General features: G+C 61.7%; 26 protein-coding genes. 11 read left to right on the top strand and 15 right to left on the bottom strand.

Features of this window, described 5'->3' with window-relative positions:
* Positions 1 to 39 precede the first annotated feature (39 nt).
* The 5 genes from miaB to lnt all read left to right on the top strand — a co-directional run bounded on the left by miaB (position 40) and on the right by lnt (position 5,369).
* Positions 40 to 1,368: a tRNA (N6-isopentenyl adenosine(37)-C2)-methylthiotransferase MiaB gene (miaB, locus tag J5M72_RS06130; RefSeq protein WP_064382169.1), complete on the top strand. Its 1,329-nt coding sequence runs from the start codon at positions 40 to 42 to the stop codon at positions 1,366 to 1,368.
* 123 nt (positions 1,369 to 1,491) lie between these two features.
* A complete protein-coding gene (locus J5M72_RS06125; protein ID WP_011336084.1) occupies positions 1,492 to 2,496 on the top strand; it encodes a PhoH family protein in 1,005 nt (334 codons plus the stop codon).
* Positions 2,489 to 2,983: an rRNA maturation RNase YbeY gene (gene ybeY, locus J5M72_RS06120; RefSeq protein ID WP_207864654.1), complete on the top strand. Its 495-nt coding sequence runs from the start codon at positions 2,489 to 2,491 to the stop codon at positions 2,981 to 2,983. The genes J5M72_RS06125 and ybeY overlap by 8 nt, the downstream gene beginning before the upstream one ends.
* Before the next feature lie 5 nt (positions 2,984 to 2,988).
* Positions 2,989 to 3,828 (top strand): HlyC/CorC family transporter, encoded by an 840-nt coding sequence (locus J5M72_RS06115; protein ID WP_207864652.1) that lies wholly within the window; start codon positions 2,989 to 2,991, stop codon positions 3,826 to 3,828.
* A gap of 17 nt (positions 3,829 to 3,845) precedes the next feature.
* Complete coding sequence (gene lnt, locus J5M72_RS06110) at positions 3,846 to 5,369, top strand: apolipoprotein N-acyltransferase (protein ID WP_207864650.1); 1,524 nt, start codon at positions 3,846 to 3,848, stop codon at positions 5,367 to 5,369.
* A gap of 35 nt (positions 5,370 to 5,404) precedes the next feature.
* On the opposite strand, the gene J5M72_RS06105 is transcribed toward lnt, so the two are convergent.
* Together J5M72_RS06105 and J5M72_RS06100 are read right to left on the bottom strand one after the other, a co-directional pair.
* Complete coding sequence (locus tag J5M72_RS06105) at positions 5,405 to 6,184, bottom strand: YdcF family protein (RefSeq protein WP_169432057.1); 780 nt, start codon at positions 6,182 to 6,184, stop codon at positions 5,405 to 5,407.
* Between the two features lie 105 nt (positions 6,185 to 6,289).
* Positions 6,290 to 6,613 carry a hypothetical protein gene (locus J5M72_RS06100; RefSeq protein ID WP_169432058.1) on the bottom strand — a complete coding sequence of 108 codons (324 nt, stop codon included), beginning with the start codon at positions 6,611 to 6,613 and terminating at the stop codon, positions 6,290 to 6,292.
* 254 nt (positions 6,614 to 6,867) lie between these two features.
* Here J5M72_RS06100 and leuS point away from each other — a divergent pair, with 254 nt between their 5' ends.
* The 5 genes from leuS (at position 6,868) to J5M72_RS06075 (ending at position 12,934) form a co-directional block, all read left to right on the top strand.
* Positions 6,868 to 9,474 carry a leucine--tRNA ligase gene (gene leuS, locus J5M72_RS06095; protein ID WP_207864648.1) on the top strand — a complete coding sequence of 869 codons (2,607 nt, stop codon included), beginning with the start codon at positions 6,868 to 6,870 and terminating at the stop codon, positions 9,472 to 9,474.
* An 87-nt stretch (positions 9,475 to 9,561) separates the two neighbouring features.
* Positions 9,562 to 10,167 (top strand): LPS assembly lipoprotein LptE, encoded by a 606-nt coding sequence (lptE, locus tag J5M72_RS06090; RefSeq protein ID WP_169432060.1) that lies wholly within the window; start codon positions 9,562 to 9,564, stop codon positions 10,165 to 10,167.
* 39 nt (positions 10,168 to 10,206) lie between these two features.
* Positions 10,207 to 11,244 carry a DNA polymerase III subunit delta gene (holA, locus tag J5M72_RS06085; RefSeq protein WP_207864645.1) on the top strand — a complete coding sequence of 346 codons (1,038 nt, stop codon included), beginning with the start codon at positions 10,207 to 10,209 and terminating at the stop codon, positions 11,242 to 11,244.
* A 141-nt stretch (positions 11,245 to 11,385) separates the two neighbouring features.
* The gene (gene arfA / locus J5M72_RS06080) at positions 11,386 to 11,550 is read left to right on the top strand and encodes an alternative ribosome rescue factor ArfA (RefSeq protein WP_007958672.1); all 165 of its coding nucleotides are present in this window, start codon (positions 11,386 to 11,388) and stop codon (positions 11,548 to 11,550) included.
* A gap of 61 nt (positions 11,551 to 11,611) precedes the next feature.
* Positions 11,612 to 12,934, top strand: a complete 1,323-nt coding sequence (locus J5M72_RS06075; protein ID WP_207864642.1) for a lytic murein transglycosylase — start codon at positions 11,612 to 11,614, stop codon at positions 12,932 to 12,934.
* A gap of 117 nt (positions 12,935 to 13,051) precedes the next feature.
* On the opposite strand, the gene J5M72_RS06070 is transcribed toward J5M72_RS06075, so the two are convergent.
* From J5M72_RS06070 to J5M72_RS06010, 13 genes are all read right to left on the bottom strand, one after another.
* A complete protein-coding gene (locus tag J5M72_RS06070; RefSeq protein WP_207864640.1) occupies positions 13,052 to 14,002 on the bottom strand; it encodes an LD-carboxypeptidase in 951 nt (316 codons plus the stop codon).
* 174 nt (positions 14,003 to 14,176) lie between these two features.
* A complete protein-coding gene (lipA, locus tag J5M72_RS06065; RefSeq protein ID WP_169432710.1) occupies positions 14,177 to 15,175 on the bottom strand; it encodes a lipoyl synthase in 999 nt (332 codons plus the stop codon).
* Positions 15,176 to 15,200: 25 nt separating this feature from the next.
* Positions 15,201 to 15,848 (bottom strand): lipoyl(octanoyl) transferase LipB, encoded by a 648-nt coding sequence (gene lipB, locus J5M72_RS06060; RefSeq protein WP_169432063.1) that lies wholly within the window; start codon positions 15,846 to 15,848, stop codon positions 15,201 to 15,203.
* Positions 15,848 to 16,123, bottom strand: coding sequence for a DUF493 domain-containing protein (locus J5M72_RS06055; protein ID WP_007958664.1), 276 nt, complete (start codon positions 16,121 to 16,123; stop codon positions 15,848 to 15,850). Before J5M72_RS06055 ends, lipB begins: the two co-directional genes overlap by 1 nt.
* Positions 16,124 to 16,207: 84 nt before the next feature.
* Positions 16,208 to 17,365 (bottom strand): D-alanyl-D-alanine carboxypeptidase family protein, encoded by a 1,158-nt coding sequence (locus J5M72_RS06050; RefSeq protein ID WP_169432064.1) that lies wholly within the window; start codon positions 17,363 to 17,365, stop codon positions 16,208 to 16,210.
* A 187-nt stretch (positions 17,366 to 17,552) separates the two neighbouring features.
* Positions 17,553 to 18,563, bottom strand: a complete 1,011-nt coding sequence (locus tag J5M72_RS06045; RefSeq protein WP_207864638.1) for a septal ring lytic transglycosylase RlpA family protein — start codon at positions 18,561 to 18,563, stop codon at positions 17,553 to 17,555.
* A complete protein-coding gene (gene mltB / locus J5M72_RS06040) occupies positions 18,563 to 19,573 on the bottom strand; it encodes a lytic murein transglycosylase B (protein WP_207864636.1) in 1,011 nt (336 codons plus the stop codon). Before mltB ends, J5M72_RS06045 begins: the two co-directional genes overlap by 1 nt.
* 17 nt (positions 19,574 to 19,590) lie before the next feature.
* Positions 19,591 to 20,694 carry a rod shape-determining protein RodA gene (gene rodA / locus J5M72_RS06035; protein WP_085712360.1) on the bottom strand — a complete coding sequence of 368 codons (1,104 nt, stop codon included), beginning with the start codon at positions 20,692 to 20,694 and terminating at the stop codon, positions 19,591 to 19,593.
* A 31-nt stretch (positions 20,695 to 20,725) separates the two neighbouring features.
* Positions 20,726 to 22,621, bottom strand: coding sequence for a penicillin-binding protein 2 (gene mrdA / locus J5M72_RS06030; RefSeq protein WP_169432066.1), 1,896 nt, complete (start codon positions 22,619 to 22,621; stop codon positions 20,726 to 20,728).
* Positions 22,622 to 22,631: 10 nt separating this feature from the next.
* Positions 22,632 to 23,099 (bottom strand): 23S rRNA (pseudouridine(1915)-N(3))-methyltransferase RlmH, encoded by a 468-nt coding sequence (gene rlmH / locus J5M72_RS06025; RefSeq protein WP_169432067.1) that lies wholly within the window; start codon positions 23,097 to 23,099, stop codon positions 22,632 to 22,634.
* A gap of 10 nt (positions 23,100 to 23,109) precedes the next feature.
* The gene (rsfS, locus tag J5M72_RS06020; RefSeq protein ID WP_169432068.1) at positions 23,110 to 23,604 is read right to left on the bottom strand and encodes a ribosome silencing factor; all 495 of its coding nucleotides are present in this window, start codon (positions 23,602 to 23,604) and stop codon (positions 23,110 to 23,112) included.
* A gap of 70 nt (positions 23,605 to 23,674) precedes the next feature.
* Positions 23,675 to 24,397: a nicotinate-nucleotide adenylyltransferase gene (nadD, locus tag J5M72_RS06015; protein ID WP_243433227.1), complete on the bottom strand. Its 723-nt coding sequence runs from the start codon at positions 24,395 to 24,397 to the stop codon at positions 23,675 to 23,677.
* Complete coding sequence (locus J5M72_RS06010) at positions 24,366 to 25,637, bottom strand: glutamate-5-semialdehyde dehydrogenase (RefSeq protein WP_169432069.1); 1,272 nt, start codon at positions 25,635 to 25,637, stop codon at positions 24,366 to 24,368. The genes nadD and J5M72_RS06010 overlap by 32 nt, the downstream gene beginning before the upstream one ends.
* 177 nt (positions 25,638 to 25,814) lie before the next feature.
* Between J5M72_RS06010 and J5M72_RS06005 the strand changes: the two genes are divergently transcribed.
* Positions 25,815 to 26,510 (top strand): DNA-3-methyladenine glycosylase, encoded by a 696-nt coding sequence (locus tag J5M72_RS06005; RefSeq protein WP_207864633.1) that lies wholly within the window; start codon positions 25,815 to 25,817, stop codon positions 26,508 to 26,510.
* The last annotated feature ends 33 nt before the right edge of the window (positions 26,511 to 26,543 follow it).

Below are 26,543 nucleotides of genomic sequence, written 5' to 3'. Positions count from 1 at the left end.
TAATGCGCGGTTCTTTGAACCACGTGACGACCCTATTCCATGGCCAAGAAGCTTTACATCGAAACCCACGGTTGCCAGATGAACGAGTACGACAGCTCGCGCATGGTCGATCTGCTGGGCGAACACCAGGCCCTGGAAGTCACGGCGCGCGCCGAAGATGCCGACGTGATTCTGCTCAACACCTGTTCGATCCGCGAACGCGCCCAGGACCGGGTGTATTCCCAGCTCGGTCGCTGGCGCGAACTGAAACTGGCCAACCCGGACATGGTCATCGCCGTCGGCGGTTGCGTGGCCAGCCAGGAAGGCGCGGCGATCCGTGATCGCGCCCCGTACGTCGACGTGGTGTTCGGCCCGCAGACCCTGCACCGCCTGCCGGAAATGATCGACGCCGCACGCATCAGCAAGCTGCCGCAAGTCGACGTCTCGTTCCCGGAAATCGAAAAGTTCGACCACCTGCCCGAGCCGCGCATCGATGGCCCAAGCGCCTACGTGTCGGTGATGGAAGGCTGCAGCAAGTACTGCACGTTCTGCGTGGTGCCTTACACCCGCGGCGAAGAGGTCAGCCGGCCGTTCGACGACGTGATCGCCGAGATCATTCACCTGGCCGAAAACGGCGTGCGTGAAGTGACCCTGCTGGGCCAGAACGTCAACGGTTATCGCGGCCTGACCCACGACGGGCGTCTGGCGGACCTGGCCGAACTGATCCGCGTTGTCGCGGCGGTCGATGGCATCGACCGCATCCGCTACACCACCTCGCACCCGCTGGAATTCTCCGACAGCCTGATCCAGGCCCACGCCGAAGTGCCGGAACTGGTCAAGCACCTGCACTTGCCGGTGCAGTCGGGTTCGGACCGGATTCTGGCGGCGATGAAGCGCAACCACACGGCACTGGAGTACAAATCCAAGCTGCGCAAACTGCGCGCCGCCGTACCGGGTATCTGCATCAGCTCGGACTTCATCGTCGGCTTCCCGGGGGAAACCGAGAAAGATTTCGAACAGACCATGAAGCTGATTGCCGACGTCGGCTTCGACTTCTCTTATTCGTTCGTCTACAGCCAGCGCCCGGGGACTCCGGCTGCCGACCTGGCCGACGACACCCCGGAAGAACTGAAGAAAGAACGCCTGAACGCCTTGCAGCACCGTTTGAACCAGCAAGGGTTCGAGATCAGCCGACAAATGGTCGGTTCGATCCAGCGGATTCTGGTGACCGATTACTCGAAGAAGGATCCGGGCGAGCTGCAAGGGCGCACCGAGAATAACCGTATCGTCAACTTCCGCTGCGATAATCCGACCCTGATCGGCCAGTTCGCCGACGTCCACATCGACGCGGCGCAACCGCACTCGCTGCGTGGCTCGCTGATCCAGTAACACCGCAAGAAGACCCCGCCAGACGGCTGAATCGATGCGAGGCTTTTTAAGAGCTTTCGCACCCACGCCACTGGCGTTATCCTTGATTTCATCCCAATTGCCCCATGGCGGCTAAATACGACCTTGAACGCACCCATAGAACCTCATCGTTTCATCCTCGAGCCTTTTGAGGCTCGCCGCTTCGCCAATCTGTGCGGACAGTTCGACGAACACCTGCGCCTGATCGAACAACGCCTGGCCATCGAGATCCGCAACCGCGGCAATCAGTTCGAGCTGATCGGCGAACCCAAGCACACCACTTCCGCGGAAAACCTGATTCGCCGCCTGTACCGGGAAACCAAGGGTTCAGAGCTGTCGCCGGATACGGTGCACCTGTTCCTCCAGGAATCGGCCGTCGAGCAGCTGGACAACCACGCTCCCGCCGAAGCCTCCGTAGCCCTGCGCACCAAGAAAGGCATGATTCGCCCTCGGGGCTTGAATCAGCTGCGCTACGTGAAGGAAATCCTCGGCAACGACATCAACTTCGGCATCGGCCCGGCCGGTACCGGCAAGACCTACCTGGCTGTCGCCTGCGCCGTCGATGCGCTGGAGCGCGAGCAAATCCGTCGCATCCTGCTGGTGCGTCCGGCGGTCGAAGCGGGTGAAAAACTCGGCTTCCTGCCCGGCGACCTGTCGCAGAAGATCGACCCGTACCTGCGCCCGCTCTACGACGCGCTCTACGAGATGCTCGGCTTTGAATACGTGGCCAAGCTGATCGAGCGTCAGGTGATCGAAGTCGCGCCGCTGGCCTACATGCGCGGTCGTACGCTGAACAACAGCTTCATCATTCTCGATGAAAGTCAGAACACCACCGTCGAGCAGATGAAGATGTTCCTGACCCGGATCGGTTTCGGCTCCACGGCCGTGATCACCGGCGACATCACCCAGGTCGACCTGCCGCGCGGCACCAAGTCCGGACTTCATCACGTCATCGAAGTCCTGAAGGATGTGCCGGGCATCAGCTTCACTCACTTCCAGCCCAAAGACGTGGTGCGCCACCCGTTGGTGCAACGCATCGTCGAAGCCTACGAGCGCTTCGAGACGCGCTTGGCCGACGAAGCGCCAAAGGACACCCGCCACGATGCTTGAGCTTGACCTGCAAATCGCGACCGAAGCGTCTGCGCCGACCGAAGCCGAGTTCCGCCAATGGTGCGAACTGGCCCTGCGCCAGCGCACCGCTGACTCGGAAATGACCATTCGTCTGGTCGACGAGGAAGAAGGTCGCGAACTGAATCACACCTGGCGCCACAAGGACTACGCGACCAACGTCCTGTCCTTTCCCGCTGAAGTGCCCGACGAGTTTCTCGACATTCCATTGCTGGGCGATCTGGTGATCTGCGTGGCCGTGGTCGAGCGCGAAGCCGCCGAACAGGGCAAGGAACTAAAGGCCCACTGGGCACATCTGGTCATTCACGGCTGCTTGCATCTGCTTGGTTACGACCATATAGATGACGAGGAAGCCGAGGAAATGGAAGCACTGGAACGCGAGTTGCTTGCCGAACTGGGTTATTCCGATCCGTACGCGGACGACGAAACCGAAACATCCCCTACTGTTACAACAAAGGATTCAGAGTAATCGCTATGAGCGAAGATCGATCGAGCAACGGGCAAAAGTCATGGCTGGGTAAACTGACCCAGGCTTTTGCCCACGAGCCGAAGAACCGCCAGGAGCTGCTTGAGCTGCTGCGCGATGCACATCAGAACAAACTGCTGGACAGCGAAGCGCTGGCCATCGTCGAAGGCGCCATCCAGGTGGCTGACCTGCAGGTTCGCGACATTATGGTGCCGCGCTCGCAGATGATCAGCATCAAGGCGACCCATACACCCCGCGAATTCCTCCCTGCCGTGGTCGACTCGGCCCACTCGCGCTACCCGGTCATCGGCGAAAGCCATGACGACGTGATGGGCGTGCTGCTGGCCAAGGATCTGCTGCCGCTGATCCTCAAGGAGAACGGCGACAGCTTCAACATCAAGGACCTGCTGCGCCCGGCCACCTTCGTGCCGGAGTCCAAGCGCCTGAACGTGTTGCTGCGTGAGTTCCGCGCCAACCACAACCACATGGCCATCGTCATCGACGAATACGGCGGCGTGGCCGGTCTGGTGACCATCGAAGACGTGCTTGAGCAAATCGTCGGCGACATCGAAGACGAGCACGACGTCGAAGAAGACAGCTACATCAAGCCGCTGCCCAGCGGTGACTTCCTGATCAAGGCCCTGACGCCGATCGAGAACTTCAACGAGTTCTTCGACAGCGAATTCTCCGACGACGAGTTCGATACCGTCGGCGGGCTGGTGATGAGCGCGTTCGGGCACTTGCCAAAACGCAACGAAATCACTGAAATCGGCGCCTATCGTTTCCGCATCCTGAACGCCGACAGCCGTCGGATTCATTTGCTGCGACTGACCCCTATCGCCCGGTAAAAAATCTAAGGATTGAAATGCGCTGGACTACCCGCCCCGGCTGGCCCGGTAACCTGCTGGCCGTGGCGGCCGGTGCAATCACCACCTTCGCGCTGGCACCGTTCGATCTCTGGCCGCTGGCGTTGCTGGCGGTCGGCCTGTTCTACGCCGGCCTGCGCGAGCTGAGCCCGCGCCAGGCACTGGGTCGTGGCTGGTGCTTCGGTTTCGGCCTGTTCGGCGCCGGCACCAGCTGGATCTATTACAGCATCCACCACTTCGGCGGTGCTTCGGTGCTGCTGGCCGGGTTCCTGATGCTGATCTTCACGGCGGCCATTGCCTGGTTCTTCGCCCTGCCCGCGTGGCTGTGGGCGCGCTGGCTGCGCCGTAACGAAGCACCGCTGGCCGATGCCCTGGCCTTCGCGGCGCTGTGGGTTGGCCAGGAAGCCTTTCGTGGCTGGTTCCTCACCGGTTTCCCGTGGCTGTACTCCGGTTACAGCCAGCTCGATGGTCCGCTGGCCGGGCTCGCGCCGCTGGGTGGCATGTGGCTGGTGTCGTTCGTCCTGGCACTGACCGCCGCGCTGATCTACAACGCACCGCGCCTGCTGCACACCGGTCGCAAGGGCTTTATCGCTGCCGGGCTGGTATTGCTGATCGGCCCATGGGCGGCGGGCATTGCATTGAAGGGCCACGCCTGGACCAGTCCCTCCGGCGCACCGCTGACCGTTGCGGCCATTCAAGGCAACGTCGAGCAAAGCATGAAATGGGACCCGGCGCAGCTCAACGCGCAACTGGCGTTGTACCGCGACCTGAGTTTCCGTTCGAAACCGGTGGATCTGCTGATCTGGCCGGAAACCGCCGTCCCGGTGCTCAAGGAGTCCGCCGAGGGTTACCTGAACATGATGGGCAGCTTTGCCGCCGAGCGTAAATCGGCGCTGATCACCGGCGTGCCGATTCGCGAAATGGTTCACCACGAGAGACGCTTCTACAACGGCATCACGGTGGTCGGCGAAGGTGATGGCACGTATCTGAAGCAGAAACTGGTGCCGTTCGGCGAGTACGTCCCCTTGCAGGACCTGCTGCGCGGGCTGATCGCGTTCTTCGATCTGCCGATGTCCGACTTCGCCCGTGGCCCTGCGGATCAGCCGCTATTGCAGGCCAAGGGTTATCAGATTGCACCGTTCATCTGCTACGAAGTGGTGTACCCGGAGTTTGCTGCCGGTCTGGCAGCACGCAGCGACCTGTTGCTGACCATCAGCAACGACACCTGGTTCGGCACCTCCATCGGCCCGCTGCAACACCTGCAGATGGCGCAGATGCGCGCTCTTGAAGCCGGGCGCTGGATGATTCGTGCGACCAACAACGGCGTGACCGGCCTGATCAATCCGTTCGGGCAGATCACCGAGCGCATTCCGCAGTTCGAACAAGGCGTGCTCTACGGCGAAGTGGTGCCGATGCATAACCTGACACCGTATCTGCAATGGCGCTCGTGGCCGCTGATCATTCTGTGCGTAGTGCTGTTTGGCTGGGCGCTGATGACCAACCGGATGTCCAAGACTCTCTGAAAACCCGATCACTCCCGCGCCCTGCGCGGGAGTGATCAATCGGCGCTGTCACCCCCTCGGTAGAACAGTGAATAGCCGATCTGCCCCACCGCCTCGTTCAACAACTGCCCGCTCTGCCAGATCGACTTGAACTCCGGCATCCAGCCGCCAAACGGCCGGGCGTTGTCCGTGCCGAGGAAGCCGACCGGTGCCGGCACTACTTCGAATCCAGCCTGTTGATAACTCCACACCGCACGGGGCATGTGCCAGGCCTGGGTCACCAGCACGATGCGTTTGACGCCCTCCGGCAACAGCACTTTGGCGCTGAATTCGGCGTTCTCCCACGTGGTGCGGCTTTCCCCTTCCTGCCAACGCACGGTCACACCGAAATCATCGCGCAGTGAATCGGCCATCAGCTTCGCTTCGGTCGGTGGCGTGCCGTAATGCAGGCCGCCACTGGTCAGAATCGGCAACCCTGACGCCTTGGCCAGGCGCGCCGCATAACGCTGCCGCTCGAGCCCGACGCCCGTCGGTTGATCCTCACCCCAGGCCAGATCGCCACGCTCGCGCCCGGAGCCCAGCACCACAATCGCATCGGCGCGCTGCGCAAGGCTTGTCCATGAGTCCCGGGGCAGCGGCGGCTCGCGCTCCAGGGCCTTGGCGCCCCATTGCACGACCACCGGCAGGCTCATCAGCAAGAACCCGCCAAAACCCAGGGCAAAACACAGGCCGGCCAGTCGCGGGCGCGAACGTCGCAACCACCAGGCGACGAGCAACAGCAACAAGAGCAGGCCGGGCGGCAATAGAAGTTGTTTAATGAAATAACGAAAAGGCATCGAGCATCTCCAGAGATGCCCGAAGCCTAAGTGGGTTGATACGACGCGACAACCAGTAGGGTCGGATCCTGTTGAAAAAGATCCGTTTTTTGACCTGCCATGCGTTTACTTGGCCTGCAGAGTGCGCACCTTGACGGGGTCTCTGCCAGGTGCCTTGTCCTTGAGCCAGACGACCTTGGCCGAATGGGCTGCATCGAGTTGCTTCACTGCCTGTGACAGGTATCCGTGGGTTTCACGCTCACTGCGATCCAGATAAGCCTTGACCAGATTGAACTCGGCGGGGCTCAAGCCACGCAATTCCAGCTCCAGGGGGCGCTCGTCGCGCAGCCGTCCAGCGGTTTTTGCAGCGTCCAGGGCCATTCCCAGACGATCGATCAACCGCTCGTACAACTCCGGTTTGCTTATGTTTCTTTGCTGTGACTCCACCATCCCTCACCTCATTGAAGATAAGACTCACTCCCCAGTTAGAGCTTAGCTTCGCTGCACAAACCGGCTGCACGCCGCGACCAACGGCCCTCGCCGCGATTTCAACGGGTAACACGGCTGCAATCAGGGTTTCCCTAGGCCAAGCGCGGTCATGTATGCTACGGCGCTTCCTGTAACTCCACTTCCAGCCCGTCCGGCCCGCTCCGGATGTCGCATTGAAGAGGATTAGGCCACCCCTATCCAGTACAAAAGTAGCCATGCACGAACAATATCAGCCCCGTGAAATCGAAGCCGCCGCCCAGTCGTTCTGGGACGAGCAAAAGTCCTTTGAAGTCAGTGAACAGCCAGGCAAGGAGACTTACTACTGCCTGTCGATGTTCCCTTACCCCAGCGGCAAGCTACACATGGGGCACGTGCGCAACTACACCATCGGCGACGTCATCTCCCGCTACCAGCGCATGCTCGGCAAGAACGTCCTGCAACCGATGGGTTGGGACGCCTTCGGCATGCCGGCGGAAAACGCCGCGATGAAGAACAACGTAGCCCCGGCCAAGTGGACCTACGAAAACATCGCCTACATGAAATCCCAGCTGCGCAGCCTGGGCCTCGCGGTGGACTGGTCCCGCGAAGTCACCACCTGCAAACCGGATTACTACCGCTGGGAACAGTGGCTGTTCACCCGCCTGTTCGAAAAAGGCGTGATCTACCGCAAGAACGGTACCGTGAACTGGGACCCGATCGACCAGACCGTTCTGGCCAACGAACAGGTGATCGACGGTCGCGGCTGGCGCTCCGGCGCGCTGATCGAAAAGCGCGAAATCCCGATGTACTACTTCAAGATCACCGCCTACGCGGATGAGCTGCTGGAGAGTCTCGACGAATTGACTGGCTGGCCGGAACAGGTCAAGACCATGCAGCGCAACTGGATCGGCAAGTCCCGCGGGATGGAAGTGCAGTTCCCGTACAACGTCGATTCGATCGGCGAAAGCGGTACCCTGAAAGTCTTCACCACCCGTCCGGACACCCTGATGGGCGCAACCTATGTTGCCGTGGCGGCCGAGCACCACCTGGCCGCTCTCGCCGCCAGGAACAACCCTGAGCTGCAAGCGTTCATCGCCGAATGCAAGGGCGGCAGCGTCGCCGAAGCCGACGTCGCCACCCAAGAGAAGAAGGGCCTGCCGACCGGCCTGTTCGTCGAGCATCCGCTGACCGGTGAAAAACTGCCGGTGTGGGTCGCCAACTACGTGCTGATGCACTACGGCGACGGCGCGGTCATGGCTGTGCCGGCTCACGACGAACGCGATTTCGAATTCGCCCACAAGTACAACCTGCCGGTCAAATCCGTGGTTCGCACCAGCTCCGGTGAAACCAACCCGGCGCCATGGCAGGATGCCTACGGCGAGCACGGCACGCTGATCAACTCCGGCGAGTTCGACGGCCTGGACTTCGCCGGCGCGTTCGACGCCATGGAAGTTGCCCTGATCAAGAAAAACCTCGGTGCCTCGCGCACCCAGTTCCGGCTGCGCGACTGGGGCATCAGCCGTCAGCGCTATTGGGGCTGCCCGATTCCGATCATCCACTGCGATACCTGCGGTGACGTGCCGGTACCGGAAGACCAGTTGCCTGTCGTACTGCCGGAAGACGTGGTGCCGGACGGCGCCGGTTCGCCGCTGGCACGCATGCCCGAGTTCTACGAGTGCACCTGCCCGAAATGCGGTCAGCCTGCCAAGCGTGAAACCGACACCATGGACACCTTCGTCGAGTCGTCCTGGTACTACGCCCGTTACGCCTCGCCGCACTTCGAGGGCGGTCTGGTGGAAAAATCCGCAGCCGACCACTGGTTGCCGGTGGATCAGTACATCGGCGGTATCGAACACGCCATTCTTCACCTGCTGTACGCGCGCTTCTTCCACAAGCTGATGCGCGACGAAGGCCTGGTGAGCTCCAACGAGCCGTTCAAGAACCTGCTGACTCAAGGCATGGTGATTGCCGAGACTTACTATCGCCGCGAAGCCAACGGCGCCTATACCTGGTTCAACCCGGCGGACGTCGATCTCGAACGCGACAGCAAGGGCAACGTCACCAGCGCCAGACTGAAAACCGACGGTCTGCCGGTGGAAATCGGCGGCACCGAGAAAATGGCCAAGTCGAAGAACAACGGCGTCGACCCTCAATCGATGATCGACCAGTTCGGCGCGGACACCTGCCGCCTGTTCATGATGTTCGCCTCGCCGCCCGACATGAGCGCCGCGTGGTCCGACTCCGGCGTTGAAGGCTCGCACCGTTTCCTCAAGCGCGTCTGGCGTCTGGCTCAGGCCCACGTCACTCAGGGCCTGCCGGGCAAACTGGACATCGCCGGCCTGAACGACGAGCAGAAAGCCGTTCGTCGCGCGATCCACCAGGCCATCAAGCAGGCCAGCCACGATGTTGGCCAGAACCACAAATTCAACACCGCCATCGCCCAGGTGATGACGCTGATGAACGTGCTGGAAAAAGCGGCACAATCCACCGAACAGGATCGCGCGCTGGTTCAGGAAGGTCTGGAAGCCGTTACGCTGTTGCTGGCTCCGATCACCCCGCACATTTGCCACGAACTGTGGAATCAACTGGGCCACGCCGATCCTGTGATCGACGCCGGCTGGCCAGTGGTGGATGAAAGCGCACTCGTTCAGGACAGCCTGACCCTGGTGATCCAGGTCAACGGCAAACTGCGCGGCCAGATCGAAATGCCGGCTGCCGCGACCCGTGAAGAAGTCGAAGCGGCAGCCCGCGCCAACGAGAACGTGCTGCGTTTCGTTGACGGCCTGACGATTCGCAAAGTGATCGTAGTGCCCGGGAAACTGGTCAATATCGTCGCCAGCTAATTGGATCGGGCGTCAGGTGTTCCTGACGCCCAGTAAAACCTTTCGGGCCACAGAGTCGGCCCACATGGTTTCAAGGGGAGCAACACAATGATCAAACGCAATCTGCTGGTGATGGGCCTCGCCGTCCTGTTGAGCGCCTGCGGTTTCCAGCTGCGCGGCACCGGCACCAACGAACTGTCGATCAAGGAGCTCGATCTGAGCGCCCGCAACGCCTACGGCGAGACCGTGACGCAACTGCGTCAGGTGCTGGAGGCCAGCGGCGTCAAGGTCGTCTCCGGCGCACCGTACAAGCTGTACCTGGCCGATGAGCAGGAAAACCAGCGCATCCTCAGCTACGCCGGCGCCGGTCGTACTGGCGAATATCAGGTGAGCACCGTGCTCAGCTATGACATCCGCGGTGAAAAAGGCCTGTTGCTCAAAAGCGACAAGCTTGAAGTGCAGAAAGTGTTCATCCACGACGGCAACAACCTCGTGGGTTCCGATCAGGAAGCCAACGATGCGCGTCGTGAAACCCGCCGCGAACTGGTTCAGCGCATGATGCTGCGTCTGCAACAGCTGACACCGGCGCAGCTGGACGCTCTGCAGCAAACCGCCAATGCCCGTGCCAAGGCAGAGGCCGACGCCCTGGAAGCGGCGCAGAAGGCTGAAGCGGAAACCCCGCGTCAGTCGCCGCTCGAACTGCCGCAGCAGTAAGCCGTTCGGGGCGCGCAGGCGCCCCGTTCGCCCTCTCTTATGAAGCTCGCTCCCGCCCAACTCGGCAAACACCTGCAAGGCGCCCTTGCGCCGGTCTACATCATCAGCGGCGATGACCCGTTGCTGTGTCAGGAAGCTGCCGACGCCATTCGCACCGCTGCCCGTCAGCAAGGGTTCGACGAACGCCAGGTGTTCGCCGCCGATGCCAATTTCGATTGGGGTACGTTGCTGCAGGCCGGTGCCAGCATGTCGCTGTTCGCCGAAAAACGCTTGCTGGAGCTGCGCCTGCCCTCCGGCAAGCCTGGCGACAAAGGCGCTGCCGCACTGATCGAATACTGCTCGCGCCCTGCCGAAGACACGGTACTGCTGATCAGCCTGCCCAAGCTGGACGGCAGCGCGCAGAAGACCAAGTGGGGCAAGGCGCTGGTCGAAGGTCCGCAGACCCAGTTCATCCAGATCTGGCCTGTGGATGCCAACCAGTTGCCGAGCTGGATTCGCCAACGACTGTCTCAGGCCGGCCTCTCGGCCAGTCAGGACGCGGTCGAACTGATTGCCGCGCGGGTCGAAGGCAACCTGCTTGCCGCCGCGCAGGAGATCGAGAAGCTCAAGCTGATGGCCGAAGGCGGTCAGATCACCGTCGAAACCGTACAGGCGGCCGTGGCCGACAGTGCGCGCTTCGACGTGTTCGGCCTGACCGACGCGGTGCTCAACGGCGAACCGGCTCACGCCCTGCGCATGCTCGAAGGGCTGCGCGGTGAAGGGATCGAGCCGCCGGTGATCCTCTGGGCCCTGGCCCGTGAGTTGCGCCTGCTGGCCAACATCTCGCTGCAGTACAGCCAGGGCACACCGCTGGACAAGTGCTTCAGTCAGGCCAAACCGCCGGTCTGGGACAAGCGCAAACCGCTGATGAGCAAGGCCCTGCAACGCTACTCGGCACAGCGCTGGGCGCAGTTGTTGCTTGAAGCCCAGCGCATCGATGCGCAGATCAAGGGCCAGGCGGCCGGTTCACCGTGGATGAGCCTCAGCCGTTTGGCGCTGTTGATGGCGGGTCAGCGTCTGGCGTTACCTGCCGAATGAAACCCGGGATCGCATACTGCGATCCAGTTTTTTTTGCACAGACCATTTCCTACAGCACATCTCGCCTTCAGTCCTATAGACAGAAGCTCGACATCGGCAGATCATTTGCCGCGCAAAACTCACTCACTCGCGAGAACCCTCATGAGCAAAAAGCCATCCAAACATGGCCACAACAAGGCCAAATCCATCGTCGCCCAACCCCTGTTCCGCAGCCGCCAGGAACGACCAACCAAGGGTAAAGGCAGCTATCGCCGCGAAGCCTTCCAGTCTGACAGCTGGGAGGCTTCTTACTTTCTGGCCGCTTGAAGCGCAGCACCCCTTCCTCATGTTAAGGTCTGCACCTGATTCGTATCCCCTGGACCTGTGCATGCCCCTCAGTCTTTCCCGTCGTTGGCCCGTTCGCCAACTGATCGCTGCCACAAGTTTCATACTGCTTGTCGCCTGCGCGGAGAAACCCACCGCCGCCGACGCGCAACCGCTTCAGACTGCTCCCATTGCCACGGCCCCTGCGATCGTCCCGCCGGTAGTGCCGTCCGGTGACGACCTCGATCTGCAACCAACCCAGACTTTCGCCGAGTGGCAGGCAGGTTTCCGCAAGGACGCCCTGGCCGCCGGAATTCGCGCTGACGTCTTTGACCGTGCCTTCGCCAACGTCAGTTTCGACGCCAGCGTGATCCGCGCCGACCGCAGCCAGCCGGAGTTCGCCCGGCCGGTCTGGGAATACCTGGACGGCGCCCTGTCGCCGCTGCGAGTACGTAAAGGCCAGGCCCTGATCAACCAGTACGCCGATATCCTGCAGCGCATCGAGCAACGTTACGGCGTCGATCGCCAGGCACTGGTATCGGTATGGGGGATGGAGAGCAATTTCGGTCAGTTCCAGGGCACCAAATCGGTGATCAACTCCCTGGCGACCCTGGCCTACGAAGGTCGCCGCCCGGGCTTTGCCCACGCGCAACTGATCGCGGCGCTGCAAATCCTGCAACAGGGCGACATCACACCGGAGAAAATGCTCGGCTCCTGGGCCGGTGCCATGGGCCAGACCCAGTTCATCCCGACCACCTACAACACCCACGCCGTGGATTTCGATGGTGACGGCCGCCGTGACATCTGGGGCAGCCCGGCTGACGCCTTGGCATCCACCGCGCATTACCTGCAAAGCTCCGGCTGGCAGCGTGGCCAGCCTTGGGGCTTCGAGGTGCAGCTGCCGAGCGGTTTCAACTACACCCTGGCAGATGGCGCGATTCGCAAGAGCGTCGCCGAATGGCGGCAACTGGGTGTGATTCTGCCCAACGGAGGCCAGCCACCAGCCGGCTCCGAACAGCTGTCAGCCGCCCTGCTGTTGCCGGCCGGCTATCGTGGCCCGGCGTTCCTGATACTCGATAACTTCCGAGCGATCCTCAAATACAACAACTCGTCGTCCTATGCTCTGGCGGTGAGTCTGTTGTCCGAACGCTTCAACGGTGCCGGGCTGATCAATGGCAGTTGGCCGAAAGATGACCTGCCGCTGAGTCGTACCGAGCGCATCGAGCTGCAAAACCTGCTGACCGCGCGCAACTACGACGCGGGCACCGCTGACGGCATCATCGGCGCCAATACGCGCAAGGCGATCCGCAGTGCGCAGCAGTCCTTGGGCTGGCCCGCAGATGGCTATCCGACGCACAAACTGCTCGAAAGCCTGCGCAACCAGTAAAAGCATCGCGGGCAAGCCCGCTCCCACAGGTTTAGAGGTGATCGCAGTATCTGCGTACAACCTGAAAACCGTGGGAGCGGGATTGCCCGCGATGACTGACTATCAGGCGATCAGTCTCTACGCCTTGATCACCACATCCTGTTCCAGCATCAACTCCTTCTTTCCTGCATCCAGTCGAACCAATGCCCCCAGCGGCAACGTCAGGTTCGGATCGCAGTGCCCGCTGCGCCAGCCTGACAGCACCGGAATCCGCAGTTGTGCAAAGGTCTGCTTGAGCAAGCGGTTCAAGGCCTCGACATCCACGCCCGCCACATCCCCGACCAGCACGCCGCGCAATCTGGCCAACTTGCCCGCCAGACGCATCTGAGTCAGCAAGCGGTCGATCCGGTACAGCGGCTCGTTGATGTCCTCGATGAGCAGAATCACCCCTTCGACGTCGATTTCGTAAGGCGTGCCCAGGGTCGCGGCGATCATTGCCAGATTGCCACCCAGCAGACGCCCGTGGGCAATGCCGGGCTCAACCGTGGTCAACGGATAAGCCGCCGGATGACTCAGTACACTGCCGGTCTTCAATTGACCGCGCAGCATGGCGAAGAACGACGTCACCGTTGGTGGCTCCTTGTCACCCAGCAGATCGGCATTCAACAGCGGCCCGTGAAAGGTCACGAACCCTGCGTAGCGACTGATCGCCAGATGCAGTGCAGTGATGTCGCTATAGCCAACGAACGGCTTGGCATGACGCGCCAGCAGATCGTAGTCGATTTGATCCAGCAGGCGCGGCGTGCCGTAACCGCCACGCAGACAGATGATTGCGTCAACCTCGGGATCAGTGAACGCCGCGTGCAGATCGTTCAGTCGCACCTCGTCGCTGCCGGCCAGATAGCCATCTTTCTCGTATACGCCAGGGAATACCCGCAAACCGTAACCCCGGGCGCGCATCCACTGAACGGCTTTTTCAGTCTCCAGCGTGCCGGGACCGGCAGGTGCAATGACACCTATCAGCCCTTCCGACGGCAGCGCCGGCACAGGCTTGTGCGGAAAAAGGGTGTGGGTCGGTCGAACGGTCATCCATGGATCTCCCTGTGTGAAGTCATGCTCACACAGTAGTCAGGAACGGCGACAAACAGAAGAGGTTCGGCTGCGCCGCAGTTTGCAGGAAAAGTCGATAACGAGTGTAGGCCGGACAAAAAAATGCCCGCCGGGCGGTAAACCCCGGCGGGCACTTTCTCATTCAGCGCTGAATCAGGAACCGAGAAGCTCGGCCTTGACCAGTTTCGCTTGCTCGTCGGCGTGGTACGAAGAACGCACCAACGGACCGGACGCAACGTTCTTGAAGCCCATCTTGTAACCTTCCTCGGCGAACCAGGCGAAGGTGTCCGGGTGCACAAAACGCTGCACCGGCAAGTGGCTGCGGGACGGTTGCAGGTACTGGCCCAGGGTCAGCATGTCGATGTCGTGTTCGCGCATGCGCTTCATGACCTCGATGACTTCGTCGTCGGTCTCGCCCAGACCCAGCATCAGGCCGGACTTGGTCGGAATGTGCGGCATCATCTGCTTGAAGCGTTGCAGCAGGGTCAGCGACCACTGGTAGTCCGAACCCGGACGCGCAGCCTTGTACAGACGCGGCACGGTTTCCAGGTTGTGGTTGAACACATCCGGCGGCTCGGCCGCGGTGATTTCCAGGGCGATGTCCATGCGGCCACGGTAGTCCGGGACCAGGGTCTCGAGCTGCACGTTCGGCGACAGTTTACGGATTTCGCGGATGCAGTCGGCAAAGTGCTGGGCACCGCCGTCACGCAGGTCGTCGCGGTCCACCGAGGTGATCACCACGTACTTGAGTTTCAGGTCGGCGATCGCGATGGCCAGGCTTTGCGGCTCGTTGACGTCCAGTGGTTTCGGACGACCGTGGCCGACGTCGCAGAACGGGCAGCGACGGGTGCAGATGTCGCCCATGATCATGAAAGTGGCGGTGCCGCCGGAGAAGCACTCGCCCAGGTTCGGGCAGGAGGCCTCTTCGCAGACGCTGTGCAGCTTGTGCTTGCGCAGCAGGCTCTTGATGCGGTCGACTTCCGGCGAAACCGGGATGCGCACGCGGATCCAGTCGGGTTTCTTCGGCAGTTCGGTGGTCGGAATGATCTTCACCGGGATGCGTGCAACCTTCTCGGCGCCGCGCAGCTTGACGCCGGCTTCAACCTTGGGACGCGGGGCCGGGCGCTCGGTCACGTCGAGCGTCGGGATCATGGTTTGCACTGCATCAGTAGTCATATCAGTCGATTCCGCCCGTCAGGGTCGTCTGCTCAGCATAGTCGAGGTGTTTGACGAGCTGCGCGCGCAGCCGGGCACTTACCTCGGCAAATTCAATCGATCCTGCGTGATCGCTCAGCTGGGTCATCGCCAGCCCGGCATAGCCGCAGGGATTAATCCGTCGAAACGGCTCCAGATTCATGTCCACGTTCAGGGCCAGGCCATGAAAGGAACAACCGTGGCGAATCCGCAAACCCAGAGAAGCGATTTTCGCTCCGTCGACATAGACGCCGGGAGCATCTGGCTTGGCCACTGCGGTGACGTCATAGCTGGCCAGCAGCTCGATCAGGCACCGCTCCATGCGCGTGACCAGGTCGCGGACGCCAAAACCCAGTTTGCGCACATCCAGCAGCAGGTACGCCACCAGTTGGCCGGGGCCATGGTAAGTCACCTGCCCGCCGCGGTCGACCTGCACCACCGGGATATCTCCCGGCAGCAACAGATGTTCAGCCTTGCCGGCCTGGCCCTGGGTGAACACCGGAGGGTGCTCGACCAGCCAGATTTCGTCGGCGGCATCGCTGCCGCGTTCGTTGGTGAAGCGTTGCATGGCATGCCAGACCGGCTCGTAAGCCATCTGGCCAAGTTCGCGAAAGCCCAGCGTGCCCGGCATCACAACACCATGTGTACGAAGCCGGTCGCCCGCAGTTCGCTGTTGATGTTGTACAGCTGATCCTGGTCGGTCGCGACGATGTGCAACTGGATGGTGGTGTACTTGCCGTTGCTGCTTTGACGCTCGTCCACACGCTCATCGTTGATCTTCGCGTGTTTCTTGACGATGTCGATGATCTTGTCTTTGTTGCCGACGCCCGTATCGCTGATCACCTTAACCGGATAATCAACCTGGGGGAATTCGATCTTTGGCGCCTTTACTTCGGTGTCGGTCATGGCGTAACGGCCTCGTAAGCGTAAGCCCGGTAACGAACAAGGCCCCGCTCCGGAAGGGAACGGGGCCATGCAGGTCAACTCGTATCAGTTGAACAAGCCGTAGAAGAATAGACGGATGCTATCCCACATGCGGCGGAAGATACCACCCTCCTCGACAGCGTCCAGAGCGATCAGATCGGCGCTGTGCACCACCTTGTCGTCCAGTTTCACTTCGACTTTACCGATCACGTCGCCCTTGGCGATTGGCGCGGTCAGTTGCGGGTTCATGGTCATGCTGGCAGCGAGCTTCTTCAGCTGGCCTTTGGGCAGGGTCATGGTCAGGTCTTGTGCCAGGCCGGCCTTGACCTGGCTGGTGGTGCCTTTCCATACCGGGGCCTGAGCCAGTTCGGTGCCCTTCTGGTAGAAGGTCTGGGTTTCGAAGAAGCGGAAACCGTAGGTCAGCAGCTTCTGGGTCTCGGCGGCGCGAGCCACTTCGCTGTTGGTGCCGAATACCACGGCGATCAGGCGCATGCCGTCACGAACGGCCGAGGACACCATGCAGTAGCCTGCTTCGTCGGTGTGACCGGTTTTCAGACCGTCAACGGTCTTGTCGCGCCACAGCAGCAGGTTGCGGTTAGGCTGTTTGATGCCGTTCCAGAAGAACTCTTTCTGCGAGTAGATCGCGTAGTGAGCCGGGTCTTCGTGGATGATCGCGCGAGCCAGGATCGCCATGTCGTGAGCCGACGAGTAGTGCTCTGGGTTCGGCAGACCGGTCGGGTTCATGAAGTGGGTGTTGGTCATGCCCAGATCGGCGACGGTCTTGTTCATCAGGTCGGCGAAGGCATCTTCGCTGCCAGCGATGTGTTCAGCCACCGCGACGCTGGCGTCGTTGCCGGACTGGATGATGATGCCGTGCAGCAGGTCGCTGACAGTCACCTGCGAGCCGACCTTGATGAACATCCGCGAACCGCCGGTGCGCCAGGCGTTTTCGCTGACGGTCACCGGGTCGTTTTCACCGATCTGGCCGCGACGGATTTCCAGCGTGGCGATGTACGCGGTCATCAGTTTGGTCAGGCTGGCCGGCGGCAGACGCTGGTCACCGTTGTTCTCCACCAGCACGTTGCCGCTGTTGGCATCCATGAGCACGTAGGCTTTGGCGGCCAGTTGTGGTGGCGACGGCATCATCTCGGCCGCGAAGGCGGCTGGCGAGAGGAGCAGCGGGACTAGCAGACACAGGCGTTTGGCAAAGGTGGTGATGTTCATCCGTCTCTCGAAATCGCTAATGGAAACTGCCCGAAGGCAAAATTAATCAGATGGCTTTCTAACGGGCCATCGCGTGTTCAGTTGCTCACTCCAGTCACCCTTTGCCGGGCTTTTGTTCTTCGACGAGCCAACAACCTGGCTCACCCCCCAATCGCTGGTGAACCGTCAATCAAGTGCTACGTATTGCTTACTCGGTGACCACGCTTGGCGAACCAAGGTTGGCCGAGCGCACGCTGTTCTGTACCTGGGCAATTTCACCCGGCGAGCCGATCGGTCCCAGGCGTACCCGGTGCAGGGTCTGCTGATTGCGCACGATCGAGCTGATGAACACCGGAGCGCTCACCATCCCGCTGAGCTTCGACCTCAGGAGTTCTGCAGCGTCCGGGTTGGCGAACGCGCCCACCTGCAGATACTGGCCAGACGCTGGTGCAGAAGCGTTTTTTTTTGCGCTGATCTGTACAGGTACAGTGTCAGAGGCATGTTGCTGCGGCGGTGGAGTCCACTGCTCGATGGTACCGGCCGAAGCCGTGATCACCGGCGCGCTATTCTGCGCGACTTGCGGCTCGTTGAGCATCAAAGGCGCCGGACGGCCCTTGGCGGCCCACCATTGTTGCGGGTCGATGCCCTCGACCTTGACCCGCGCGGTGCCGATTTCGGCATAACCGAGCTTTTTGGCCGCGGCGTAGGAGAGGTCGATGATCCGGTCCGAGTAGAACGGCCCGCGGTCGTTCACCCGCAGGATCACGCTCCTGTTGTTGTCAAGGTTGGTCACCCGAACGTAACTTGGCAGCGGTAAGGTCTTGTGGGCGGCACTCATGCCGTACAGGTCATAGACCTCGCCATTGGCGGTGTTCTGACCGTGGAACTTGGTGCCGTACCAGGACGCGGTGCCCGAGGCCACGTAGGTCTTGGATTCCTGCAACGGGAAGTAGGTCTTGCCCAGCACGGTGTACGGGTTGGCCTTGTACGGGCCGGTGTGCAGGGTCGGCGTGGCGTCCGGAATGCGCGACACGTCAACGTCCCACCACGGCGCGCCGTCCTTGTGGGCCCGGTTGATGTCCAGACCCGGCTGGGCACGAACGGTGTTGGAGGCGTATTTCTGAGTGGGCGCACGACTGGTCGAGCAACTGGCGACCAGGACCGCCAACGCGGCGAATGCCACCAGCTTCAGGGGTTTGTTGATAGGCAATGCCTGCATTACTTGACGCCCCGTGCTTTTACCAGCTCTTCAGACAGTTGATGTACAGCCATGGCGTACATCACGCTGCGGTTATAACGCGTGATCGCGTAGAAATTCTTCAGGCCCATCCAGTATTCCGGGCCATTGTCGCCTTCCAGGCGAAATGCAGTAACCGGCATATCATCGCGCAGCGCATCATGACTTGACCAGCCCAGCGCTCGCAACTCCCCGACGGTTTTCGTCGGCTCAATGCCAGTGGTCAGGCCATCATCCACCTGCTCGCCGCGCACATCGGCACGACTGACCACCGGCTCGCCGGCCACCCAGCCGTGACGTTTGAAGTAGCTGGCGACGCTGCCGATCGCATCATCCGGGTTGTTCCAGATATTGATGTGGCCATCGCCGTCGAAATCCACCGCGTAGGCGCGAAAACTGCTCGGCATGAACTGCGGCAGGCCCATCGCCCCGGCGTAGGACCCCTTGAGGGTCAGCGGGTCGACCTGTTCCTCGCGAGCCAGCAGCAGAAACTCACGAAGCTCCTTGCGGAAAAATTCGGCACGGGGAGGATAGTCGAAACCCAGCGTGGACAAGGCATCGATCACCCGGTAATTGCCGGTATTACGTCCGAAAAAGGTCTCGACGCCGATGATCGACACGATCACTTGAGCCGGAACGCCGTACTCCTGCTCGGCACGTGCCAGTACCGCCTCGTGCTGGCGCCAGAAGTCCACACCCCGGGCAATGCGCGCGTCGGTGATGAACATCGGCCGATATTCTTTCCACTGTTTGACGCGTTCGGCGGGTTTGGAAATCGCGTCGAGAATCGCCTGCTTGCGCTGGGCCTCGCGGAACACCGCCATCAGTTGCTCGCCGGCGAAGCCGTAGTCGCGGGTCATTTCACCGACGAATTCGGCCACCTGGGGCGAGCCTTCGTAATCGCCGGCCAGCGCTTCCTGCGCGCTGCCAAGGATGCCTACCAGGCCGAGCCACGGTGCGTATCGTGTCGCCCAGTCACGCATTACTTGCATTGAACTCTTCACCTTATTCAAACCTGTGCGATCCACTTGCGATGCGTATGGATCGACATCAAAACCCCAAACGCTGACAGCAGCGTCACCAGCGAAGTTCCGCCGTAGCTAATGAACGGCAACGGCACCCCTACGACCGGCAACAGGCCACTGACCATACCGATGTTGACGAAAACATAAACAAAAAACGTCATCGTCAAGGCGCCAGCGAGCAATTTGCCGAACAGTGTCTGCGCCTGAGCGGTAATCACCAGGCCGCGACCGATCAACAGCAGGTAGATCAGCAGCAGCGCACAGATGCCCACCAGTCCGAACTCTTCGCCCAGCACCGCAATGATAAAGTCGGTATGGCTTTCCGGCAGGAAGTCCAGGTGCGACTGGGTGCCCAGCAGCCAGCCCTTGCCGAACACGCCGCCGGAACCGATGGCAGCCTTCGACTGAATGATGTTCCAACCGGTGCCCAGTGGATCGCTTTCCGGGTCGAGGAAGGTCAGGATCCGCTGCTTCTGGTAATCGTGCATGATGAAGAACCACATGGCGATCGCCACGGGTACAGCGGCGGCCAGCACGCTGAGGATCCAGCGCCAGCGCAATCCGCCCATGAACAGCACGAACGCACCGCCGGCCAGAATCAGCAGCGAAGTACCCAGATCCGGCTGACGCACGATCAGAATGAACGGCACACCGATCAACATGAGACTGATCCCGACGTGCTTGAGCTGCGGCGGCAGGGTGCGCTTGGACAGGTACCAGGCGATGGTCGCCGGCATCAGGATCTTCATGAATTCCGACGGCTGGAAGCGGATCACTCCGGGAATGTTGATCCAGCGGGTCGCGCCCATGGCGTTGTGGCCCATGATGTCCACCACCATCAGCAGCACCACCCCGACCACATAACCGAGCGGCACCCAGCGGGCCATGAACCGTGGTTCGAACTGGGCGATGACGATCATCGACACCAGGCCGATACCGAACGAAGTGGCCTGCTTGGCCAGCAGATCCCAGCTCTTGCCGCTGGCCGAATACAGCACGAACAGGCTGCCGGCGGCGAGGATCAGCAACAGGACCAGCAAAGGTCCGTCGATATGCAGACGTTGCAACAGCGTCGCCCGGCGACGCATCACATCCTCGCTGGAGAGCATGCGATCGAAATTATTCTTCACGGGCCGTAGCCTCCGCACTGATTGGGCTGGCGTATTCGGCCTTCAAGCGTCCGTCCTGATCCAGCAGCCAGGCGTCCATCACCTGACGCACCACGGGCGCGGCGACGCCGGAACCGGACTCACCGTTCTCGACCATCACCGACACCACGATTTTCGGGTTGTCGGCCGGTGCAAAACCGACGAACAGGGCGTGGTCGCGGTGGCGTTCCTGCACCTTGGAGCGATCGTATTTCTCGCCTTGCTTGATCGCGACCACCTGGGCCGTACCCGACTTGCCGGCGATCCGGTATTGCGCGCCGATCGCCGCCTTGCGCGCCGTACCCCGGGCACCGTGCATCACCTGCTGCATGCCGTGATTGACCTTGTTCCAGTCCGACGGATCGCGCAGGACGATGTCCGGCATCGGGTTTTCATCCTTCGGCTTCTCGCCTTCGATGGTCTTGGCCAGGTGCGGACGGTTCCACACACCCTTGTTGGCCACCAGCGCGGTGGCCTGGGCCAGTTGCAACGGGGTCGACTGCATGTAGCCCTGGCCGATCCCGAGGATCAGGGTCTCGCCCGGGAACCACGCCTGCTTGCGGGTGGCGCGTTTCCACTCGCGCGAAGGCATCAGCCCTGGAGATTCTTCGAACATGTCCAGCGAGACCTTCTGGCCGATGCCGAACTTGTTCATATAGGCCGACAACCGGTCGATGCCGAGCTTGTGCGCCAGGTCATAGAAGTAGGTGTCGTTGGACCGCATGATCGCCGTATCGAGGTCGACGAAGCCGTCCCCGGTGCGGTTCCAGTTGCGATATTTGTGGTCATAGTTGGGCAGCATGTAGTAACCCGGGTCGAACACCCGGCTCGACGCCGTCACCACGCCGGCGTCCAGACCGGCAATCGCCACCGCCGGTTTGATCGTCGAACCCGGCGGGTACAGACCGCGCAGCACGCGATTGAACAGCGGCCGGTCGATAGAATCACGCAGTTCGGCATACGCCTTGAAGCTGATGCCGGTGACAAACAGATTCGGGTCGAAGCTCGGCTGACTGACCATGGCCAGCACCTCACCAGTACTCGGGTCCAGCGCCACCACCGCACCGCGTCGCCCGCCCAGCGCGGCCTCGGCGGCTTCCTGCAACTTGATGTCAAGGCTCAGGACGATGTCCTTGCCCGGCACCGGGTCGGTACGCTTGAGTACCCGCAGTACGCGGCCCCGGGCGTTGGTCTCGACCTCTTCGTAACCCACCTGACCGTGCAGTTCGGCTTCGTAGAAACGCTCGATGCCAGTCTTGCCAATATGGTGAGTGCCGCTGTAGTTGACCGGATCGAGGGTCTTCAGCTCTTTCTCGTTGATCCGCCCCATGTAACCCACCGAGTGCGCAAAATGCGCGCCCTGCGGATAGTGACGAACCAGTTGCGCCACCACTTCCACCCCGGGCAGCCGGAACTGGTTCACCGCGATCCGGGCGATCTGCTCCTCGGTCAGCTCGAACAGGATCGGCACCGGCTCGAACGGCCGACGCCCCTGGCGCATGCGCTTTTCGAAGATCACCCGGTCTTCCGGCGTCAGCTCCAGCACTTCGACGATCACGTCGAGTACCTGCTGCCAGTCGCCGGAGCGTTCCCGGGTCATACTCAGGCTGAAGCTCGGACGGTTGTCCGCCACCACCACGCCATTGCGGTCGTAAATCAGGCCACGGGTCGGCGGAATCGGCTGGACATGGACGCGGTTGTTTTCCGAGAGGGTCGAGTGATACTCGTACTGAATCACCTGCAGGAAATACAGCCGCGCAATCAGCACACAGATCAGCAGCACCACCGCAATGGCCCCGAACACGACGCGACTACGCACCAGACGGGCGTCTTTTTCGTGGTCCTTGATGCGGATCGGCTGGGACATGAGGGCAGGATTACTTGTGGTAAGGGTGGCCGGACAACACGGTCCAGGCACGATACAACTGCTCGCCGATGAGGATGCGCACCAACGGGTGTGGCAGCGTCAACGGCGACAACGACCAGCGCTGGTCGGCGCGGGCACAGACTTCCGGCGCCAGCCCTTCCGGGCCGCCGACCATGAAATTGACCGTGCGCGAGTCCAGCCGCCAACGGTCCAGTTCGCCCGCCAGCTGCTCGGTGCTCCAGGGCTTGCCGTGCACTTCGAGGGTGACGATCCGCTCGTTGTGCCCGACCTTGGCCAGCATGGCTTCGCCTTCCTGACGGATGAAGCGGGCCACGTCGGCATTCTTGCCACGGGTATTGAGCGGAATTTCCACCAGTTCCAGTGCCAGCTCGGACGGAAGACGCTTGGCGTATTCATGCCAGCCTTCTTCCACCCACTTGGGCATGCGTGAACCGACGGCGATCAGTCGCAGTCGCACAGCGCGGCCCTTACAGCTGGTCTTTGTTGAGCTTGGTGAAGTGCTCGTGGGTGTTTTCCGGGCTGTGGTGCTTGGCGTCCGCCGCACGGCTTTGCTCGGCACCGGCCCACAGGCGCTCCAGGTCGTAGAACTGACGAGCCGAGGCGGTCATCATGTGCACGATCACCAGGTCCAGGTCCAGCAGCACCCAGTCGCTGTCGCCCTTGCCTTCTTCGCCCAGCGGCCTGGCGCCCTGCTTTTTCACTTCTTCGCGAACCTTGTCCAGCATCGCGTTGATCTGGCGGTTGGACGTACCGGTGGCGATGATCATGTAGTCAGTGATGCTCTGCTTGTCGCGCACATCGATGATCTGGATGTCCTGGGCCTTGACGTCTTCCAGGGCGGCCACGGCAATCTTGACCAGCTCGTCACCTTTCAGCGGCTCGCTGGTGTTGACCGGCTCTGGCAGCGGAGCGCTCTTGAACGTGCCTTTGCGCTTTACTTTGGTTTGGTCTTTGTCAGTCATATAAAACTCGTTTTGCTCATGTATTCGGCGTCTCGTCCCACGATGATCGTGTTACTTGAGCACGCCTTGTTCAGTTCGACGCACGGTACAGACCGTGCGCATCGATGTAGGCCAGGACCGCGTCGGGCACCAGGAAACGTACCGACTTACCGCTGGCCAGCAGTTGACGGATCTGGGTGGCGGAGACCGCGAGCGGTGTCTGCCAGACGAATGCAATCTGTCCGCTCGGCCCTTTCAGGGCCAGCGGGTCGCTCACCGAACGCGCTGCCAGCAGGTTGCGCAAGGCATCCGGCGGTTCGCTGTCGGCGTCCGGGCGCTGTAGCACCAGGATGTGGCAATGCTGGAGCAACTCCTCCCAGCGGTGCCAAGTGGGCAGGCCGCAAAATGCGTCCCAGCCCAAAAGCAGAAAAACCTGGGTCCCGGCGGCCATTTCGGCACGCAGCGACTCCAGGGTATCGATGGTCCAGGACGGTTTGTCCCGCTGCAGTTCGCGGGCGTCCACCACCAGCGGCGGCACACCGGCCACCGCACATTCAACCATTGCCAACCGATCCTGCGCCGACACCTGCGGGGTATCGCGATGCGGCGGCCGGGCGCTGGGCATCATGCGCAGCTCATCGAGGGCCAGCGCTTCGGCAACTTCCAGCGCGCCACGCAAATGGCCGACATGCACCGGATCGAACGTACCGCCCAGAACGCCAATGCGCTGGGGACGAGACTTTCTGCCGGACTTCGGCGCTTTCAGGTCGAGGTCGGACAAGTCAGACCGTCGCCTGGCCGCGCAACTGGCCATCACCGACCACGATGTATTTCTCGCAGGTCAGTCCTTCGAGGCCCACCGGGCCACGGGCGTGCAGCTTATCAGTAGAAATGCCGATCTCGGCACCCAATCCGTATTCGAATCCATCGGCGAAGCAGGTCGGGGTGTTGATCATCACCGACGCCGAGTCGACCTGAGCCACGAACTGGCGGGTGTCGGCGAGATTTTCGCTGACGATCGAATCGGTATGGTGGGAGCCGTAATGGTTGATATGTTCGATGGCCTGGTCCAGACCGTCGACCACGCGGATCGACAGAATCGGCGCCAGATACTCGGTGCTCCAGTCTTCTTCGCTGGCCGGCACGGCATCGATGATCGCCCGGGTGCGCTCGCAGCCACGCAGCTCGACGCCTTTTTCGCGGAACTGCTTCGCCATCGACGGCAGGAAACCCTTCGCAACACTTTGATCGACCAGCAGAGTCTCCATCGCGCCGCAGATGCCGTAGCGATAGGTCTTGGCATTGAAGGCAATGCGCTGGGCTTTCGGCAGGTCGGCGTGCTCGCCGACATAGACGTGGCAGATGCCGTCCAGGTGCTTGATCACCGGCACCCGTGCGTCGCGGCTGATGCGCTCGATCAGGCCACGACCACCGCGCGGCACGATCACATCGACGTACTCGGGCATGGTGATCAGCGCCCCAACGGCGGCGCGGTCGGTGGTTTCCACCACTTGCACCACGGCGGCCGGCAGTTCGGCTTCGGCCAGACCGCGCTGGATGCAGGCGGCAATCGCGCGGTTGGAATGAATCGCTTCGGAACCACCGCGCAGGATGGTCGCGTTGCCGGATTTCAGGCACAGGCTCGCGGCATCGATGGTCACGTTGGGACGGGATTCGTAGATGATCCCGATCACGCCCAGCGGCACACGCATCTTGCCGACCTGAATGCCCGACGGACGGAAGCTCATGTCGCGGATCGCACCGACCGGGTCCGGCAGCGCTGCGACCTGACGCAGACCGACGATCATGCCGTCGATGCGCGCCGGGGTCAGTTCCAGACGCTCCAGCAGTGCAGGCTCCAGACCGTTGGCGCGACCGGCGGCCAGATCCTGTTCATTGGCTGCTGCAAGCTCGGCGCGGGCGGCATCCAGGGCATTGGCGGCAGCCAGCAGGGCGCGGTTTTTCTGCGCGGTGCTGGCACGGCCGATGACCCGGGAAGCTTCGCGGGCGGCGCGACCCAATCGGGTCATGTAGTCAAGAACGGACTCAGTCATGGTCTGCTGGGGTCTTGGCAAAGAGGAAAGCGGCAGATTATAGCTGTCGCGTCCCGGGACTAACAGCGGTGACGGGCGGATGGTCGAAATGGACGGCGATTTGCCGATGTTCAGCCGTAATTAAGGCTCGGATTGTTATCATCACGATCTCTTTCACCTGGATAAACACCGTTTGCCATGTCCAACCTGACCGTTCGCGCCCGTACCGAGCGCCTGCCGCTGGGCCTTCCGGACGTTTTTTTCGACCGTGACGCCCAGACGCTTGCCCGGGATCTGCTCGGCAAAGTCATCCGCCATCGCGTCGGCGACCTGTGGCTCAGCGCCCGGATCATCGAAACCGAAGCGTATTACTGCGAAGAAAAAGGCAGCCACGCGTCCCTCGGCTACACGGAAAAGCGTAAAGCTTTGTTTCTGGATGGTGGCCACATCTATATGTACTACGCCCGTGGCGGCGACTCGTTGAACTTCAGTGCCCAGGGGCCTGGTAATGCGGTTCTGATCAAATCGGCCTATCCATGGGTCGACGAGATCAGCGGCCCGGCCAGTCTCGCGCAAATGCTGCTGAACAATCCCGATGCTCAGGGCCACCCGCGCCCCTCGCAGAAACTCTGTGCCGGGCAGACTCTGCTGTGCAAGGCACTGGGACTGAAGGTGCCGGTGTGGGACGCCAAGCGCTTCGACCACGAAATACTGCTGGTGGAGGACACCGGCCCTGCGCCGGGGCACATCATCCAGACCACCCGCCTGGGCATCCCCCGCGGGCGCGACGAGCACCTGATGTATCGCTTCGTCGACGCAGCCTACGCCCAGTGGTGCACCCGGAACCCGTTGCGCCGGGGTCAGGTCGAAGGGCGTGATTACTTTCTGCTGTGAAATTCCCCTCTGCGGTACGCCGACCTGGGACAT

The sequence above is a fragment of the Pseudomonas sp. 58(2021) genome (assembly GCF_017491585.1).
In the GTDB taxonomy this organism is placed as follows: domain Bacteria; phylum Pseudomonadota; class Gammaproteobacteria; order Pseudomonadales; family Pseudomonadaceae; genus Aquipseudomonas; species Aquipseudomonas fluorescens_BT.
This window is presented reverse-complemented; position numbering and strand designations above follow the sequence as displayed.

Excerpts from the sequence above, each read along its gene's own strand:
- miaB (WP_064382169.1), top strand. The coding sequence starts at position 40 with ATGGCCAAGAAGCTTTACATCGAAACCCACGGTTGCCAGATGAACGAG.
- ybeY (WP_207864654.1), top strand. The coding sequence starts at position 2,489 with ATGCTTGAGCTTGACCTGCAAATCGCGACCGAAGCGTCTGCGCCGACC.
- J5M72_RS06115 (WP_207864652.1), top strand. The coding sequence starts at position 2,989 with ATGAGCGAAGATCGATCGAGCAACGGGCAAAAGTCATGGCTGGGTAAA.
- lnt (WP_207864650.1), top strand. The coding sequence starts at position 3,846 with ATGCGCTGGACTACCCGCCCCGGCTGGCCCGGTAACCTGCTGGCCGTG.
- J5M72_RS06105 (WP_169432057.1), bottom strand. The coding sequence starts at position 6,184 with ATGCCTTTTCGTTATTTCATTAAACAACTTCTATTGCCGCCCGGCCTG.
- J5M72_RS06100 (WP_169432058.1), bottom strand. The coding sequence starts at position 6,613 with ATGGTGGAGTCACAGCAAAGAAACATAAGCAAACCGGAGTTGTACGAG.
- leuS (WP_207864648.1), top strand. The coding sequence starts at position 6,868 with ATGCACGAACAATATCAGCCCCGTGAAATCGAAGCCGCCGCCCAGTCG.
- lptE (WP_169432060.1), top strand. The coding sequence starts at position 9,562 with ATGATCAAACGCAATCTGCTGGTGATGGGCCTCGCCGTCCTGTTGAGC.
- holA (WP_207864645.1), top strand. The coding sequence starts at position 10,207 with ATGAAGCTCGCTCCCGCCCAACTCGGCAAACACCTGCAAGGCGCCCTT.
- arfA (WP_007958672.1), top strand. The coding sequence starts at position 11,386 with ATGAGCAAAAAGCCATCCAAACATGGCCACAACAAGGCCAAATCCATC.
- J5M72_RS06075 (WP_207864642.1), top strand. The coding sequence starts at position 11,612 with ATGCCCCTCAGTCTTTCCCGTCGTTGGCCCGTTCGCCAACTGATCGCT.
- J5M72_RS06070 (WP_207864640.1), bottom strand. The coding sequence starts at position 14,002 with ATGACCGTTCGACCGACCCACACCCTTTTTCCGCACAAGCCTGTGCCG.
- lipA (WP_169432710.1), bottom strand. The coding sequence starts at position 15,175 with ATGATCCCGACGCTCGACGTGACCGAGCGCCCGGCCCCGCGTCCCAAG.
- lipB (WP_169432063.1), bottom strand. The coding sequence starts at position 15,848 with ATGCCGGGCACGCTGGGCTTTCGCGAACTTGGCCAGATGGCTTACGAG.
- J5M72_RS06055 (WP_007958664.1), bottom strand. The coding sequence starts at position 16,123 with ATGACCGACACCGAAGTAAAGGCGCCAAAGATCGAATTCCCCCAGGTT.
- J5M72_RS06050 (WP_169432064.1), bottom strand. The coding sequence starts at position 17,365 with ATGAACATCACCACCTTTGCCAAACGCCTGTGTCTGCTAGTCCCGCTG.
- J5M72_RS06045 (WP_207864638.1), bottom strand. The coding sequence starts at position 18,563 with ATGCAGGCATTGCCTATCAACAAACCCCTGAAGCTGGTGGCATTCGCC.
- mltB (WP_207864636.1), bottom strand. The coding sequence starts at position 19,573 with ATGCAAGTAATGCGTGACTGGGCGACACGATACGCACCGTGGCTCGGC.
- rodA (WP_085712360.1), bottom strand. The coding sequence starts at position 20,694 with ATGCGTCGCCGGGCGACGCTGTTGCAACGTCTGCATATCGACGGACCT.
- mrdA (WP_169432066.1), bottom strand. The coding sequence starts at position 22,621 with ATGTCCCAGCCGATCCGCATCAAGGACCACGAAAAAGACGCCCGTCTG.
- rsfS (WP_169432068.1), bottom strand. The coding sequence starts at position 23,604 with ATGACTGACAAAGACCAAACCAAAGTAAAGCGCAAAGGCACGTTCAAG.
- nadD (WP_243433227.1), bottom strand. The coding sequence starts at position 24,397 with ATGGCCAGTTGCGCGGCCAGGCGACGGTCTGACTTGTCCGACCTCGAC.
- J5M72_RS06010 (WP_169432069.1), bottom strand. The coding sequence starts at position 25,637 with ATGACTGAGTCCGTTCTTGACTACATGACCCGATTGGGTCGCGCCGCC.
- J5M72_RS06005 (WP_207864633.1), top strand. The coding sequence starts at position 25,815 with ATGTCCAACCTGACCGTTCGCGCCCGTACCGAGCGCCTGCCGCTGGGC.